The following is a 16,666-nucleotide window of genomic DNA, read 5'->3' as shown; positions in this document are numbered from 1 at the left end:
CATGAGTTTTAGTTCAGCATCAAAAATACCTGATAAAATTAGAAGTGAAAGGCTTTTAATCGAAGCCGATCCGATTGCGAATGCACAGGCGAATCAGTTTGATAAACACATGCAGGTTTTATCTAAAATTTGGTACGCTTACGTTGAGCCAGACAAAGAATATACAAACTGTCCGATCTGTCTCAACAATATTTTACAAAGTTTCAGAGCCTTAAAGCCTAAACTTATTGAATTAGAAAGAGACTATCAAACATTGAAATCTTTAAATGAGAACCCCGACAATCCTTAGACGTGCGAGTAAAGCCATAGACGATGCTGTTATTGATGAATTTAAAAGTCAAGGCCACTCATTAACTGGAGCGACAGAAAAGTCAATCCAAGGAAAAGTCTTGGGAGATCGTGTCGAGGGAGAAATGGCCGATCATGGATTTATTTTGAATGCTGGAACTAAAGCAAGTAGAATCCCATACAAAAGAGGTAGTGGCGGTGGAACCAGTAAATATATCGAAGGGCTTAAAACTTTCTTCAGATTGAGGGGATTATCAGAACAGGAAGCCGAGAGAGCTGCATTTGCAACTGCCAATGTTCAAAAGAAAGAAGGAATGAGCACCGGAGGATCAAAACAATATTCAAAAACAGGAGAAAGACAAAAGTTTGTCGAAATAGCTTCAGGCAAAGTAGAAAAAGAAGTGGATAGTATCTTGTTTTCAGGGATGGATGAAATCTTCAATACCGAATTTGAGAAACAAAAATCAGAAAGAATATAATGCCAATTACAGAAATTACATATCAGCCACAATTTAATTCTTTAAATGCTGCATTTAGACCGATTGTGTTTAGATGTAAGGCTAAAATTCCGAATCCTACTCCAGATAACTACGCTCCGACGGTAGTTTATTGTGATATTTATTTGAATGGAACTTATTATAAAACTCTTAACAGAACTGCATTTATAAGCGATGATGGAATTGCTCCGGAATATGAGTTCGACATTCAGGATGCTGTTCAGGAGGTTATGAGCTATTCTTTACCAACAATGGATGGAAACCAGATTGAAGATCATACAGACAACCTGAAAACTGTCTTTGTGAAATTCCGTAATGCCTACTTAGATGCAAATGGTTTTAATGTCTCTGAACAAACCGCTCCGGTTCAGGGAACCTCATCGAGTGCTCCAGTTCCAGGAGCTGGTACTCAATCAAACTCGCTTTTTGTTCTTTATGCAGTTATACAGCATGAGGAAAATCAAGATTTTAAAACACTTCTCAATAGCTACAAAACCGGTTCATGGGATGAGAATACTTTCCCACTTACCAAAAGACCGGAAGATTTTAAAATGTGTAAAAAAGATAGCTCGCACTTCCCTATTCTAACAGATAAGACAGCGAACAAACTCTGTATAAAATTAAAAACTTTCTTTGGTGAGGAAATCGAACTATGTTCTGTTTTAAATCATATATGTCCTTTAATTACTAACATTTCTTACTCAGTTGTAGATAACAGTAACGGAACTCAAACCTTTACATTTAACTGGCTAAATCCTGCCGATATGTCGATGATATCATCACTTGATATATATTATCAGGAAGTTGGGCAATCAATCTGGCAGACAGATTCCGGAAGCTACACACCTACAAGATCTGTAACCGTTCCATTAGGAAAGTACAATTTTAGATTTGGATTTGTCGGCAGCTGTGATATGGGTGATATTTTGAACCTTCCAGGTATTAGTGATATTGGTATTGTGAGCAATCAAGGCGGAGATAAGCATATTTTCTGGAAGAATGCAACTATCGGAGACAATCACCTATATACAACTCAGGTAAAATTTAAAATAGTAATTAACGGCGTTACAATTATTGATACAACAGCTAATGATCCTTCAGGATTTACTTATATAGATCCAATAGAAAACTGGGATAAAATTCCAATCAATGCCGGAGACAATGTTGAATTCACTACGGTTATCCAAAACGGAACAAACCTAACAATTGGTGTTATGCAGACATATAGTACTACTGGAGATACAGGAATTATAAATGCTACGCCGCCAACTGCTCAAAATATTGTGATGCTTAACAGTCAGCAGATCGGACCTAACAATGGAACAATGAGAACATTCAATTTCACCGTCGCTCAAGGATTAAACTACGCTTTAGTAACGAATTGGTTTCAATAAAATTTAGAAAGATGGCTAATACAAACAAAATATTATATATCCCTGAAGGAATTCCGAACATTAAAGATTATTTTCCTCTGGTAGATTTCTCCGAAGTTGTGGAATGGAGTGTTTATGTAAAGGATGCTAACGATAACATCATTGCTACCACCAGAAACAATAAAGTTGGATGTTGCTGCGGTGATGATAAGATCAGAATTCATTTTCTTAACAGCTGTGGAAATATTGATTCAATAAATTTTCTTCTCAATACTGAAGAAAGCGAAACAAAATCTGATACATGGGAAAAGTCTCAGAAGTTCCCGCTTGACAGAACTAAAGGCGGTATTTACAGGAAAAATATTGAATCCAATGAGACATACGAAGTTGAGACCAAGTGTTATGGTGAAAAGGATCAGTACTGGATCAAAGAATTAACCGATACTCCTTTAGCCTGGATTGAAACGTATTTGCCAAATGGATTCCAAGATCCGGTGCAAAAAGAATTTATCCCGATCACAATTTTAGATACAAAATTGCCAACAAAGGATGTCGATGCTTTTGAATATTTAGTGAAAATAAAATTCTCAATGGCAAACAGTAACACAAATTTAAGATAATGTCTCAGAACAATTTAAAAATATTGCTGGATAATGTAGAATTGGATATCGATGCTAATTCCGATTTCCCTATTTCCTTTGATTATTCTCTGGAAGACGTGGAGAATTTTCAGAGTAAAAAAGGAAGCGAAGCAATCGGGATCAAAATTCCTGCTACTTTACACAATCAAAAGCAACTAAATACTTTAAATAATACCTCAGTTGAAGACACTACACAAAGTCAATTTTTCAGAGGGATCAGAAAATTTGTAGCTCAGACTAACGGAGAAGAAATTTTCATAGGAAAAGCAATTCCTAAAAAAGCATATCGTAAATCTGGAGTGCCTACATCTTTTGAGTTGAATGCGTTCGGTAATAATGGCGACTGGATCATTGAAATGAAAGAGCTTACACTGTTTGAGGTTTTAAAAAGAATTGAGTTAACCTTTGATAAAAATACGATCATTAATTCTTGGGGCTTTGACGGAACCAACGAGAATATGCCTTTTGTATTTGCTCCAGTAAAATATGCTGATCCTCTTGATCTGGATGCTGGTGATGATAAAAATTATCATATTAAGAATTTCAGACCTGCGATATCTAAATTCTTTACACTTTACTGGGCATTTCAGATGTTCGGGTATAAAGTACAAAGTAGTTTTCTGGATTCTCAATTTTATAGAAGACAAGTTATGCCATGGACTTTTGGAAACTTTCTATCATCCGAAGGAACAAAATACGATATTCACCGATTTCTGGCAAAAAGTGATGTTGATAGAAGATTTGAGGATATTGATGATTTTGTAGACCTGAATGTTCTTGATACTCCGACACCTCCTTGTTTTGATAATAATAACACTGTTCCAAACGGTGACTATACCTATCAAAATAAAGAAATGAAGTGGAAATACAACACTCCACATTATGGACCGTTGGAAGTAACATTTTCTCACATGCTCTATTATGATTATAAAATTGATCTTTCCTCGATTGTAGAGCTGAATGTATTTTGGTATAAAAACGGTATTCAGATGCAACAAAACCAAATATTCGACCACCAAGCTCCGACATTTGGCTCAACCGAAGGAAGTGATATGGTAACCATTTTCTTTTCTACTTTGGTTAATCCAAATGATGAAATAAGCTGTAAAGTTAAGTTAAGAGTTTATGAAAGTAAAACAGCAACTGTAGCAAGATGTTATTTGAGAGTAGAACAACATCAAATTGATTATTTTAAAATACCAATCGGAGGTCAAGTATCTTTCGATTCCTATTTGCCACTTCAGAAATTCAAATTTTTGGATTTTCTGAGAGGCGAAGTTGATTTATTCAATCTTTCTTTTCAGACCGATCCAGTTAATAAAGTAGTTTTGATTGAGCCAACTCACGAATATGCTACCGGTCACAATTTATCATTGAAAAACAAAGGATATTTTAACGGAAATGTTTTAGACTGGACGTTGAAAGAAGATATTTCCAAAGAAAGTTATATTGAAATGTATGATGGAAATGCCAGAGAATTTGTTTTTAAATTTAAGGATGATTCAAATGATGGAGCGTTAAAAATCGTTCAGGATAGATATAAAATCACCTTGGCCAGTGGAAAATATATCTTCTCAGAAAGATTCAAGGCAGAAAAAAAAGAGTTTGAAAATCGGTTCTACTCTCCTACGATGCATTATAACGTAGACGAATTTGCAGATGTCACCGGAGAAGCTCCGCAAATGATCTGTTTAGTTCCGGAGAATATCTCAAACACCTCCAGCTCAGAATCTCAAAACACTTTCTCTCCAAAGTCTGCATATTACAAAGGTAGAGTTTCAGGTGTAGGTGGTTGGAGAATGAAAGATCAAAACGGGCAAATAACATCATACAATGATTTTCCCTATTTGTTTGCAGTCAATTACAAAGAAGGGGGCCAGAATGATCCAATTCTTTCTTATAGTGATGAAAAAATCGGAAACTCAGGAAACTATGTAGTGGGTAGAGGTCTAATAAAAAGATTTTTCTGGCAAAGATTAGCAATCATGAATGACGGACGTTGGCTGAATACAAATTTTATGCTCAATAATAAGGATATTTCAAATTGGTTTCACCAGGAAAGAATCGTCATAAATGGTGAAAAATTCGAGTTAATTAAAATCGATGGGTATAAATCCTTAAAAGGCGAATCAACGCCCTGTATTTTGAGAAAATGGGTTCCTATTACCGAAAGAGAGAGTTTAAACACATATCCAAGTGAGCAAAGCATTCTTACCAATGCTGTAATTGTATTAACTGAGCCTATCAGTAATGCAGATAATACAGTAATCGATAAAGTTTTTGATACACAGTATAATCGCTTAATGTGTCTTTATACTGATATACCGCGTTAAGTTTTTAAATATAAAGTTTTCTAATAGAATACCAATGGCACAGAAAATTAATAAAATATATGATATCCAGCTTCAGGGTGAAAAAGATCTCCTGAAAAAAATGCAGGTTGTTAATGCAGCATTTGATACTGCAAAAGCAAAATTTCAATCATTAAAAAGTATTGCCGGAAATACTAAAATTGTCAATGATGCGGAATTACAAAAGGAAAAACAGGCATTATTAGAGGTCGAGAAAGCTCTAATAAAAGAAACTATCGCGAAAAAAGAAGCTCAGGCAGCATCCGTCGCCTTACAGACCGCTCGAATCAATGAGAGAAATGAAACTGCAAAACTTAGTAGCGAACTTCATTCATCTGTGGGTGCATATAAAGAGCTAAACAATGAATATAAGGTTGCTAAACAAAGAGCAATGGACATTGGAGCTGCTAAAGGTATAGAAAGTGAGCAATTTAAAAGAGCATCGGCAGAAGCCTTGACTTATTATAACAGACTAAAAGCAATTGATGCCGGGGTTGGTGTATTCAGTCGAAATGTGGGTAATTATCCTAAAACGACCAATCTCTCAAACCTTGATTCAGCAGCTATACAAAATCTAAAAAATTCGGGATTTGGGCAAGTGATTGCCGGACAGATTAATCAGGCTAAAAATTCAGCAAAACAGTTGGATGCAGAACTTATTGTTCTAAAAAGTAGATTAGATCAGTTGAGAGAAGCAGGAGTAACTGATTTAGATACTGTTGAAAGACAAATAATTGAAAACCGTCAAGCAGCTGAGAAATTTAGACAGGAAATACAACGTGTTCAAAATGAATTACGAGGTTTAGGAAATACCGGAGGTAAATCTATCACTAACCTAAACAATCATTTTAATAGTCTTAAAAATCAGATTTCTTCGGTTGCTGTAACCTATCTATCTTTTCAGGCTGCATTTGCAAAGACACAAGAACTTGTAACCAATACTGCCGAATTATCAGATCAGGTTACGAATTTAGAGATAGAACTCGGTAAAGCTGCCGGAGGTGCACAGAAATTGGTGGATCAGTTGGCCCAGATCAATACAAGAACACCTCTCGTAGAGCTTGTAAACATGGCGAATATCGCTGTGAAAGCTGGTGTCGAAGAATCAGACCTTGTAGGAGTTGTTAAAGCCGTTGATCAGATTAAAACAGCATTCGGAAAAGATTTCGGAGACGTTGAAGAGGGCACAGAAAGCCTTGTAAAATTAATTAACGTATTCGAGGGAGAAGGTAATGTCACCGAAGAGAAATTATTGAAAATGGGTAATGCTATCAGGGTTCTGGCAAATGAATCGGTAGCTTCCGTTCCATTCTTGAATGATTTCTCAAAAAGAATGGCCGGTTTGAAGGGTATTTCCGAAATTTCTCTTCCTGCCGTTTTAGGTTTAGCTTCCGGATTTGAGCAATTCGGACAAAGCGCGGAAACCTCATCTACGGCATTGGTTCGTATCATTCCTAAATTAGCGAGCGATACTGAAAAATTTGCAAAGATTGCAGGAATGAGCAGAAAAGAATTTTCAGCACTTATCAACAATAATCCTGCTGAAGCACTTATCAAAGTTGCAGAAGGAATTGCAAAAAATAAAGGAAGCATTGAAGAGCTTATCCAATCTTTAGGTGATTCGGAATTGGCTAAAAAAGGCGGAGCTGGTATTGTTAGCGCTCTTGGAGTTTTAGGTAAAAATGCAGAAACTTTCAGAGCTACCATAAAAAGTGCGGGAGAAGCATACGAAGATACAAGCGATATCACAGAAGCATTTGAGAAAAAAAATCAAAATTTTGCAGCTTCTATGGATATGATTAAAAAGCGTTTCGCAGATCTTGCCAATAATCAGAGATTATTAAAAGCGTTTAGCGCGTTTGCAACAGCCATATTATTTATAGGTCAGGCAGTGGCGAAAATTCCTTTCGGCTGGTGGATTGCAATGCTTACATTTTTAACTTTGGCATACTGGGAAAATATCAAAGCTCTGGCGGTAAATATTTATCAGCAAACGATTTTTATTGCGAGACAGGCTATTGGTAACGCTTTAATCGCAGTTGGAAACATTATTTTGAGAGCACAGGCTATTGCATTAGGAATTGCCAATGCTGCATGGACAATTCTTAATGCTACAATGTTATTTTTCGGAAGTATTATTCCCGGAATTAGAGCTGCTTGGATCTCGCTTAATATTACTTTAGCCTTAACACCAGTAGGATTTATTTTGGCAGGAATAGTTGCAATTGGAGCAGGTCTTGTTTTATTGTCAGAGAGAAGCGAAACTGCTGCAAACAGTATTAAGAAACAAGGTGCTGCTGTAAAACAAACAGCCACTGAAATGAAACTTAATGCAGAGATCACGAAACGAGCTTCCGAAGCAACGTCTGATACAATTGCAAAAGTTGATACACTTACCAAGGTAGTAAAAGACAACAGTATTTCCTTAGATACCCGTAAAAAAGCCCTTCAGGAATTAATTAATATTAACCCTAAATATCTTAGTGCCCTTACTTTAGAAAATATTAAAACAGCTGAAGGTGTTAAGATTCTCGAAGCATATAAAAATAAAATTATTGAGGTCGCCAAAGCAAAAGCTGCTCAACAATTATTAGAGGAAAAATCTAAAAGATTATTCGAACTTGAAATGCAAGCTGCCGATGATGCAGGAAAAGCTCTTGAAAGAAAACGTACCAAAGGAGAGATATTTAATGCTCAAGCTTGGAAACAAGATTTGAAAGAGGTTGGCGGATTGCTTGGTATGGGTGAAGGAGACGACGAGACTAAATTTAACAATCGTCTGAAAGAAAGAATTGAACTTCAGAAAGAAATTAATGTTCTTACTGGAAAAGTTGTAGATAACCTGAAAAAAGGAAATATTAAAAATGTTTTTGGGGGTACAACTGATGATGATGAAGAAAAGAAAGAGAAAAAATATACCGGATCCAAACTTAACGGATATCAGAAAGATTATCTCAAAGATTTAGAAGCTACAAGAAATCAACAGCTGGCGATCCTGGAGAAAAGTTTCCTTAAAGGTCTAATTTCGGAAGAGGAATATATCAAAGGTAGTCTCAAGATCAATTCAAACTATTACGACAAAAAAATTGCTTATCTGAAAGGTGGTAATGCTGAGGAAAGAAAACAGGTTGCACAGGCTACGTTAGATAAAGTAAAAGCCGAAAGAGACTCTAATGATAAATTATTCAATATTTTCAAGAAAAGGAATGATGATGAGCTAAAAGTTGCAGAACAAACTGCCAAGGACAAACTTGAGCAAGTACAGAAAAATCCATACTCCACTGAAATGGAAAAACTGGATGCTGAGAAAACCTATTATCAGGAAAGTACAGACGCTCAGATTGCTTATAATCAGAAAATGCTTGATCTTAATGAGGAATATTCTAAAATGTCACTTTCTGAGCTTGATGAAATGTATCGTCAGTTAAATAAGAAGGTTCAGGAAGAAAATCAGAATAATCTGCAGACGAGAATTCGTTCTGTACAAATTACTTTTACTGTTATTGATCAAACCAGTCAGAATCTAAACAATCAAAATTCAATTAATGCTGCAATTCAAAGGAAAAATATTTTAAATGACAAATCAATTTCTCTGGAGAAGAAAAAAATTGAACTTCAAAAAATTTCTGAACAACTTGAATTACAAAACATCAATACAGAACTCGGAAATACAAATGCAAGAATAGCAACCTATGAATTAGAGCTTAATACACGAAAACTAACAAATGATGAAATGCGAGAGTATAATAAATTACTTTTGCAAAGATCACAATTAGAGGCTGATAAAGCTCAAGCTGAGCAAAATTTGAGGATAACAAATGCTACTCTTCCAAATAGTGGCCTTCCAGGTTCTGGAGCTTCAGGACTTGCTTCGAGCATTACTAATTCATTGAAAAATAAGAGTACCGGACAAATTGTACTTGGAAAGGATGGTGATGGTTTATTTGGTGGTAAGGATTACTCTGAACAACTGGGTTTTGTCATAGCACAGGCTTTTGATACTGCTACTTTAGCAATGAATAGTTATTTCGATGCAGAAAGAGCAAGAATTGAGCAAAGTAAACAGTTAGCTTATGATAGGATTGATCTTGAAAAACAGCAGTTATTAAGATTTGCACAATCATCCGCCGAACGTGAAAGTATCGAAAAACAAGCAGCTGAGAAAAAGAAAAAAGCCGATAAAGAAGCTGGAGAAAAACTTAAAAAATCTAAAAAAGCCGAAGCAAAAATTGCTTTTCTTATGCAACTCGCAAATATTTGGTCAACTGTTTGGCAGTTAGGACCGATTGCAGGAGCTATTATGGGAGGGGTACTAACGATTTTGGCAGGTGTGCAGTATGCATCTACAATTAAAGGGATTGACAGCGCACAATATAAAAGAGGTGGTCAATTTTTAGGAAAAGGCGGAAATTTAAGAGGTCCGTCTCATTCAAACGGAGGAATGCCTGTATATAATCCGGTAACTGGTGAAAAAGTTGCAGAAATGGAAGGAAACGAAGGTATTATTAATGCTAATTCTATGAAGGATAAAAATACTTACACCGTGACAGGAAATCCTTCACAGATAGCCAGTAAAATAAACGCTCTCGGAGGCGGTGTTGACTGGTATGGAGGTGCTACAATTAAAAAGTATGAATCCGGAGGTGTATTTAACTGGAATAGAACTCAACCTCCAGTATTTAGCAGTTATACTGATCAGATTGTTTCATCATCTGTAAATATGACAGAAGTTAATGAGAGAATGGATCGGGTTGAGAAAATGCTCAGCAGTACTGCTGAATCTTTAAACAAAGAGGTTAATCGAAAAACGGTGTTGAATCCTAACGACGTGACCAATTACCAAAATGAAAAAAGAAAACAATCAGAAATAGCAACATTATGACACTGACATTCGAAGAATTAAAATTTTTAATATTAGACAAACAGAGAAAGGCTGAGATCAATCAGCTTTTCCATCTGTATGTTAAAGCCGAAAGTTATGGGGATATTCTAAGGATTGTAAAGTCTGAAGGTAATTTTAAATGGATTTTTAAAAATGGCTTTCGTGAAATGCTTCAATATTTTCCGGTTGAAGAATTAGAAAATGAGGGCTTTTACGACAGAGAAGTTACTATCAGAGATTCATCAACTGATATAATAATTTTATCAAACGGTACACTTAATTTAACTCAAACCGGAAACAAAAGATGCAAAGTAATTTGTGATGCTGCAAGACTAAATATTGAACTTAATGACAATTCAATGGCAGAGATAGAATCTTTTGAAAGATCAGTTGTATTACTCACAACAAATTCGTATTCTTACGGATATATTACCGCCAGAGATCAGTCTCAGATTACAATTACAGGGAACGAAAGATCAACAATATTTTTAAACGGTTTGGGTTATTCAGTAACAAATGCTGATTTGCAACCTGAATCTTTTATAAATTCTGTTCTTAGCGGTGATGCAGTTTTAAATATAAATTCTGAGAACTATTTTGCTAAACAAAATGACAAATCAAAAATCAATGCTTAATCCTGAAGACAAAAATACAGCTTTGGAAATGGCCATAGCTGATTTTCAACAGTTTTGTATGTATGCTGGAGTAAATGAAACCCAGCTTAAAGTATGTATCGAAAGAAATAAAGGGCTTTCTTTAGGACAAATTTCTCAAAAACTCAATATTTCCAGAAATACCGTGAAGGGAATTACTGATCGTTGTTTCTCAAAATCCGATAAAGAATCCACAGAGGAAAAAACAAAATCATAAAAATCAGATTGGTTCCGGAGCTGAACGCTCCCCGAAATCTCGGATAATATATACTCAATATAAAGTCCTCAAACAAATTCCATAATTTCTTTTTCATAATCAAATATATAAAATAGTGTTTGTATTTCACAAACACTATTTAGTTTTCTATTAGAATACTATTTTATTATTGAAATACCTTTGCTACGTAATAACAGAGGTATGAAAAAACTTCCAATTTTTAATTATCACATAACCAATCAAGGCGGAGATAGACTTGATGTTTTTATCGATGGGACTATTGTCGATGCTGAAACTCAGGAAATCTTAAAAAACTGGTGGGGAGATGAAAGTTCAGTTTCTTTTAAATCCTTTAGAACAGAAGTTCTTGATTCTGGTTTAAAGAATATTCGTATTACCATCAACTCTTTTGGAGGTCAGATTGGCGATGCAATGGCAATGCATGATTTTATTCAGCAATTAGAAAATGATGGATATGATATTGAAACAATAGGTATCGGAATGGTATGTTCTGCTGCAACCTATATTCTTTCTGCATCCAAAAATTCAAAGATTTCTAAGAATGCCTACTACATGATTCATAATGTTTCTGGCGGTGTTTGGGGAGATGTTAATGAGATCGAGAATTATGCAAAGCAAATGCGAAATTTCAACAATAATATTCGTGATTTCTATGCAAATCTTACCGGAAAAACTTCTACCCAAGTTGAAAAATGGATGAACGAAACCACATGGTTTTATGGTGAAGATGTTCAAAAAAATGGCTTTGTTAAAGAAGTAATTAATACTCAAAATCCAACCTCAGCAATTAATAAAGCTGACTGGCCGTTCAAGAATTTCGAACCTATGAATGTTTATAATTCTTTAGTAAACAAGCCTTCTACAGAAGAGAAACCAGACGAAAATTTAATTCAAAACAATTTAGATATGAATTTAGCAACACTTATCGGAAATGCTATTAACTCTGCTTTAGCAAATTTTAATATCATTCCAAAAGAAGGTGAAGGAGAGCAAAACAAATTCACTCCCGAAACCATTACAAATGCTGTGGCTACAGCTCTTGAGGGATACGAACCTCCTGCTCCAACTAATGAGCAGATTCAGAACGCTATTTCCAATTTCTTTACAAACGGACTGCCTGAGAATATGATCACGCAGATTGCCGAAGCCGTGAAACCTGTTGACTTTAAGGAATCAGAAGATTGGAAAAAATTAGGTGAATGGAAAACAGAAATTGAAAATAAAATTTCAAACAAACAAACTCCTGCTCCTACACCTGAAAACAATGAAGCTAAAAAATTTGAAGGTGTATCATTCGAATAATTAACGACTATGAATCCATTTGAAAATAAAGCATTAAGAACATTCTGCGGTTGTGAAACAACAGATTTCAACGCAGCATTTGAATATACTTTCAATCCTAGTACTAAGGTTTTGTCAGTATTAGACACTTCAACTTTTCCCGCTGGTCAGACATTCCAAGCAATGAATATCTGGGTGATTGACAGTGACGGAAATGAGCAATCAAAAAAGATTGCAACAAGTGACGGAAATACAACTTTCGATTTGTCGGAGAACTTCAATACAAACGAAGGTTTTACGATTACGGCAAATGTAGTATCATCTACAAGAAAGACAATAACTCTGACTGTAAGAAGAGTTGGTTTGGCGTTAAACTCTGGTGAAGGATCAATAAATCAAGAAAATTAAACGATGAAAAAATTTACATTAACCCCACAGGCATTATTTTTACTACTTATCCACACACATTTTCAGGATGTTTTACCTGAGTTTAACGGTGCTTATGCCGGCACTTTGCAAGAGTTTACCCTTGTAGATAATGTGTCAATGATGAAAGGAACTCCTATCCTGGATATTTTCAAAAAAGCGAATATTTTAAGGAGAGCAGATCAGAATTGCGAAGTTGACTGGAGTAAAATTGCACGTTCCGGAAATAGAAAGATTACTGTTGACGAAATGTACGGAGCAACCAAAATCTGTGAAAGAGAATTCTATCAGGGATGTTTAAAAGATTTTACCGACGGAAATCCAAAATTCAGAGATTTTATTCTTACTTTCTTTAAAGGTGCTTTCGGTCAGGACATTGCAACAAACGCTTATTTTGGTGATGTTACAAGAGCTTCGGACTCTGAAATCTCTTGGAATATTGTTGATGGTATTTTCATTAAGTTGAGAAACTATATCGCTTTAAACAATCCTGATTATAAGCCAACTTTAGGGCCGGCAATTCCTTCAGGAGATCTAACTCCAGCACAATGCTATGGTGTTTTCAAAGACATGATTGATGCTCAGACTACAAATCTTGAAAACGCTACCGGAATGCAAAAGTATTTTACATGTGACTATGATATGGCCAAAGGACTTTGGAGATACTATCAGTCGATCGGTGAAAATGCAGGTAACCTGAACCTTTACCAGCAAGGACAGCCTTCATTAAAAATTGATGATGTTCCTGTTATGGTAGAGCCAACATTCAAACCATTACTAAAAAAATTAAATGGTGGTGAACAGGCTCACTCATGTGTACTTACACTAAGAAAAAATTTCATCTGGGGAACCAACAAGGACTACAATCACGGATTGCTTGAAGGGAAGGCTATGAAGGTTTGGTATGACGAAGATGAATTCTCTTGGAAGTATCTGGCAGAAGCTGTCGGAGGTACTGAGATCGTTTCACCTAAAGATGTCGTAATCGCTCAGACAAACGGTGTAGGATAATCAATTTATAACTTTAAAAATCATAAACATGTTAAGTTTTCAAGGACAATCTTATAAAACCCCATGTGGACCTATTTCGGGAGGTATTTCTGAATTATTCTGGTTTGATCCGGAAGATTACGGTTTCACACAAGCTGCTCCAACTGCAGCATTAATTTTACCTCCATACACAGCAATTGAATTGAGAGACGGAGCCGTTGTAGCTGATGGAGCGAAACTCTTCCCAATTGATTTGGAGGATGAGACAGGAAAGTTTACTGCAAAGCAAACTTTGAATGGTAGATCCGAAAAATGGGATTATGAAATTACCGGAGAATTAGGAAAAATGGGCAATAGCTTAACCAATTTCTTCGCAAGACTTTCAGCAGCTTCTATATGTTCAAATATTGGTTTGGTGATTGTCGATAATACAGGAAGTATTCACGTTCTCGCAGAAAAATGGGTAAATGACAAAGTGATTCCGAAATTCAAAATGAAGAATGACGGTTCTGAAATCCATTTGGAAGAGAAATTCGACGGTAAAAACGGAGGTACACTTTCATTAAAAGGAGTTTACTCTCGTGGACCATTGGAGTACACAGGCGGAAGAGATTCCTTAGAAGCATTTATTGATAAACCATAATCAAAATTATTATGGAACTTAAAATAAAGGATGAGTTTTTAAATACCGTGGTAGGGTTTAATAACTCATCCCTTCCATTAGGACAGAGAAAAGACCTACATGTATTGTTTGATTTAGCTAATAAAAGCAATAATAAAAGGCTCTTAAATTATTTCGAAGAAATCCCATCACAAAAGGAATTTGAAAAAATCAAAGAAGATCAAATTTTAGAAGATACAAAACCTGAAGGGTATGAACTCACCAAAGAAGCCGACAGCAAGACACCTCCAAAAAAACAACGAAAAGCAAACTCCAACACTGACAGCCAGTAATGAAGTAAAATTGGATGTGGTTAATCCTATTCCTTTCGAACCTTCTGGCAGTTCAGCTGCTTTTCTTTTGCCTGAAAAATCAAAACCATATATTCCCTTTCTAAATCCGAAAGACAACTTTTTTCAGGTACTATTTGAAGCAAGTTTAGGCAGTCCCACTACAAATGCTTGTATTAACTCCAAGGTGTTTTTTTGTGCCGGTAATGGCTTAACCATTAAAGATGCTACAGAATCTGAATTGAAAGAATTTAAACAGTTACAAAAGCGTATAAACAATAAGCGCCAAAGTATGGGAAAAGTTCTTGATGGTCTATTCAATAAATATTTCAGAGTTGGAAATGACTTCATTGAGATCATCAGATCAAAAGTCGGAGAAACAAAAAAGGTAATGGCTTTCCCTCGAAAATTTCTTGAATGCAGATTATCTGAAGCTGACGAAAATGATGTTCCGCAAAGTGTTTATATCTCAAAAAAATTCAGAAATATTAAAGATGATTGGTCTATTGACGTCGAGAAGGATGCTGTTGAGCTTCCAATTTATGATGGTGAAAACACTCAGTGGTGGACACATCCAACACAAGGCACTCAACATTGTCTCATTCATGTAAAAAATGAAATGCCAGGCTATGACTATTATGGGATGCCTGAGAATGTTGCTTCATTACCTCAGCAAATTCTGGAATACAAAGCTGCAAGATATAATATTGACAATTTTGAGAATAATCTTGTAATCGGAGGTTTGGTAGTTCTTGAAGGAAATCATACAGATGCAGAATTAGATAAGGTAGCTAAGAAAATTGCAGCACAGCATACCGGAGACGGAAAAAGAGGGCGATATGCATTCATTTCTAATAAGCAGGGAACCGGAGCCGTTCACGATATGAAAAAGCAGACAGATGGAGATTATCTGAAGCTCAGTGAAAATGTTGAACAAAAGATCATCGATGCGAACAACTGGGATTCTGCTCTATTTGGGCAAAATATGAGTAAGGGGATTGGAAATGGTGGAAACTCTTATGTAAGAACAATTTTCGATATAAAAAACAAAACTGTTATTGAGCCTACCCGTCAGGTAATCATCGAAGATTTTATCACTCCCTTCTTTGAAATTTATGACGAATGGATGGGTACAAACTGGAGTGAAAAGGAATTCGAATTTATTCCTGTGGTTCCGGAAAGTTTCGCGGGAGATATTGATGCCAATGCAATTCTTACCGTGGATGAGGGACGTCAAATTTTTGGAAAAGAACCTCTCCCAAATAATGAAGGTTCAGTAATTATTTCAACAAACCAAAAAAAGCAAAAAGATGTATCGGCTAAATAACACAGGTAGAAATACGCTGATAACTCCGGACGAAGTCAAGTTCCACTCTCCTACCGATGGAACTGAAGGAGAAAGAATGATCCTCCAAAATATTATCGTAGCTGAAGAAAGGTGGATTAAATCTGAGTTAGGTTACGAATTCTACGAGGATTTCATAGAAAAGAAAAACATTGAGGTAACAGCATCAAATAAATCTGATCTTCTTCAAAAAGTCAAAACTGATTATGCTAAAGATCAGATCGAGTTTACAGATAATTTACTTCAGGAAGGTAAAATTGTAAATGCAATCGAATTTGTTACCAATGATTGGTATAAAAAACTTTGGAAGCAGTATCTGTGGAAAATTACTGCCGAATGTGTTGAAGCAATGACCATTGTACCGAGCTGGCTTGAAACGACAGAATCAGGCCAACAGTTGAAAAACCCGAATACAATTGGAAGCACCGCAAGTACAGCAAGTGGAAGTGCGAAAGATGTAAAATTCAAAATGGATAATGCTGTATTGGAAAGAATTAATCCCCTTTTAATTTCAATGCATGAATGGCTTTGCAGACACAAAAGTCATTTCCCATTATACAAAAGAGAATGCTTCGAATGTGGAAATACAGAAGTAAAAACCTCAACTGTAAATGTTGGATGGGGTTTGAACGTTTACGACGATTAATTATGGCTTTTTTTGATTTTTTTAAACTGGTATGTAGATGCGTCATTGAAAACGTTTTACGTGGCGGATTTTCAGATGATTTTTCAGACGACTTTGATATTTAA

15 protein-coding genes are annotated in these 16,666 nt (G+C 35.6%); all 15 read left to right on the top strand.

Annotation, left to right across the window (positions count from 1 at the left end; translation table 11 throughout):
* The first annotated feature begins 1 nt into the window (after window position 1).
* The 15 genes from H560_RS0115480 (at window position 2) to H560_RS0115410 (ending at window position 16,562) form a co-directional block, all read left to right on the top strand.
* Window positions 2-289 (top strand): hypothetical protein, encoded by a 288-nt coding sequence (locus tag H560_RS0115480; RefSeq protein ID WP_027380872.1) that lies wholly within the window; start codon window positions 2-4, stop codon window positions 287-289.
* Window positions 267-767 (top strand): hypothetical protein, encoded by a 501-nt coding sequence (locus H560_RS0115475; RefSeq protein ID WP_027380871.1) that lies wholly within the window; start codon window positions 267-269, stop codon window positions 765-767. Before H560_RS0115480 ends, H560_RS0115475 begins: the two co-directional genes overlap by 23 nt.
* Window positions 767-2,179, top strand: coding sequence for a hypothetical protein (locus H560_RS0115470; RefSeq protein ID WP_027380870.1), 1,413 nt, complete (start codon window positions 767-769; stop codon window positions 2,177-2,179). Before H560_RS0115475 ends, H560_RS0115470 begins: the two co-directional genes overlap by 1 nt.
* 11 nt (window positions 2,180-2,190) lie before the next feature.
* Window positions 2,191-2,778, top strand: coding sequence for a hypothetical protein (locus H560_RS0115465; protein WP_027380869.1), 588 nt, complete (start codon window positions 2,191-2,193; stop codon window positions 2,776-2,778).
* Window positions 2,778-5,132 carry a hypothetical protein gene (locus H560_RS0115460; protein WP_027380868.1) on the top strand — a complete coding sequence of 785 codons (2,355 nt, stop codon included), beginning with the start codon at window positions 2,778-2,780 and terminating at the stop codon, window positions 5,130-5,132. The genes H560_RS0115465 and H560_RS0115460 overlap by 1 nt, the downstream gene beginning before the upstream one ends.
* A 34-nt stretch (window positions 5,133-5,166) precedes the next feature.
* A complete protein-coding gene (locus tag H560_RS0115455; RefSeq protein WP_027380867.1) occupies window positions 5,167-10,032 on the top strand; it encodes a phage tail tape measure protein in 4,866 nt (1,621 codons plus the stop codon).
* Window positions 10,029-10,667, top strand: coding sequence for a hypothetical protein (locus H560_RS0115450; RefSeq protein WP_027380866.1), 639 nt, complete (start codon window positions 10,029-10,031; stop codon window positions 10,665-10,667). The genes H560_RS0115455 and H560_RS0115450 overlap by 4 nt, the downstream gene beginning before the upstream one ends.
* On the top strand, window positions 10,642-10,902 hold the full coding sequence (locus tag H560_RS0115445; protein WP_139326097.1) for a helix-turn-helix domain-containing protein: 261 nt from the start codon (window positions 10,642-10,644) through the stop codon (window positions 10,900-10,902). The genes H560_RS0115450 and H560_RS0115445 overlap by 26 nt, the downstream gene beginning before the upstream one ends.
* 201 nt (window positions 10,903-11,103) lie before the next feature.
* Window positions 11,104-12,225, top strand: coding sequence for a Clp protease ClpP (locus H560_RS22505; protein WP_027380864.1), 1,122 nt, complete (start codon window positions 11,104-11,106; stop codon window positions 12,223-12,225).
* 9 nt (window positions 12,226-12,234) lie between these two features.
* Window positions 12,235-12,612 (top strand): hypothetical protein, encoded by a 378-nt coding sequence (locus H560_RS0115435; RefSeq protein ID WP_027380863.1) that lies wholly within the window; start codon window positions 12,235-12,237, stop codon window positions 12,610-12,612.
* A gap of 3 nt (window positions 12,613-12,615) precedes the next feature.
* The gene (locus H560_RS0115430; protein WP_027380862.1) at window positions 12,616-13,641 is read left to right on the top strand and encodes a hypothetical protein; all 1,026 of its coding nucleotides are present in this window, start codon (window positions 12,616-12,618) and stop codon (window positions 13,639-13,641) included.
* A gap of 28 nt (window positions 13,642-13,669) precedes the next feature.
* A complete protein-coding gene (locus H560_RS0115425) occupies window positions 13,670-14,263 on the top strand; it encodes a hypothetical protein (protein WP_027380861.1) in 594 nt (197 codons plus the stop codon).
* Between the two features lie 11 nt (window positions 14,264-14,274).
* On the top strand, window positions 14,275-14,574 hold the full coding sequence (locus H560_RS0115420) for a hypothetical protein (RefSeq protein WP_027380860.1): 300 nt from the start codon (window positions 14,275-14,277) through the stop codon (window positions 14,572-14,574).
* A complete protein-coding gene (locus tag H560_RS0115415) occupies window positions 14,495-15,898 on the top strand; it encodes a phage portal family protein (RefSeq protein ID WP_155845028.1) in 1,404 nt (467 codons plus the stop codon). The genes H560_RS0115420 and H560_RS0115415 overlap by 80 nt, the downstream gene beginning before the upstream one ends.
* Window positions 15,882-16,562, top strand: a complete 681-nt coding sequence (locus tag H560_RS0115410) for a hypothetical protein (protein ID WP_027380858.1) — start codon at window positions 15,882-15,884, stop codon at window positions 16,560-16,562. The genes H560_RS0115415 and H560_RS0115410 overlap by 17 nt, the downstream gene beginning before the upstream one ends.
* Window positions 16,563-16,666: the final 104 nt, after the last annotated feature.

It is taken from the genome of Chryseobacterium daeguense DSM 19388 (genome assembly GCF_000430825.1).
Lineage (GTDB): Bacteria > Bacteroidota > Bacteroidia > Flavobacteriales > Weeksellaceae > Chryseobacterium > Chryseobacterium daeguense.
Note: the sequence above shows the minus strand (reverse complement) of the source record. Positions and strands in the feature narration are given on the sequence as shown.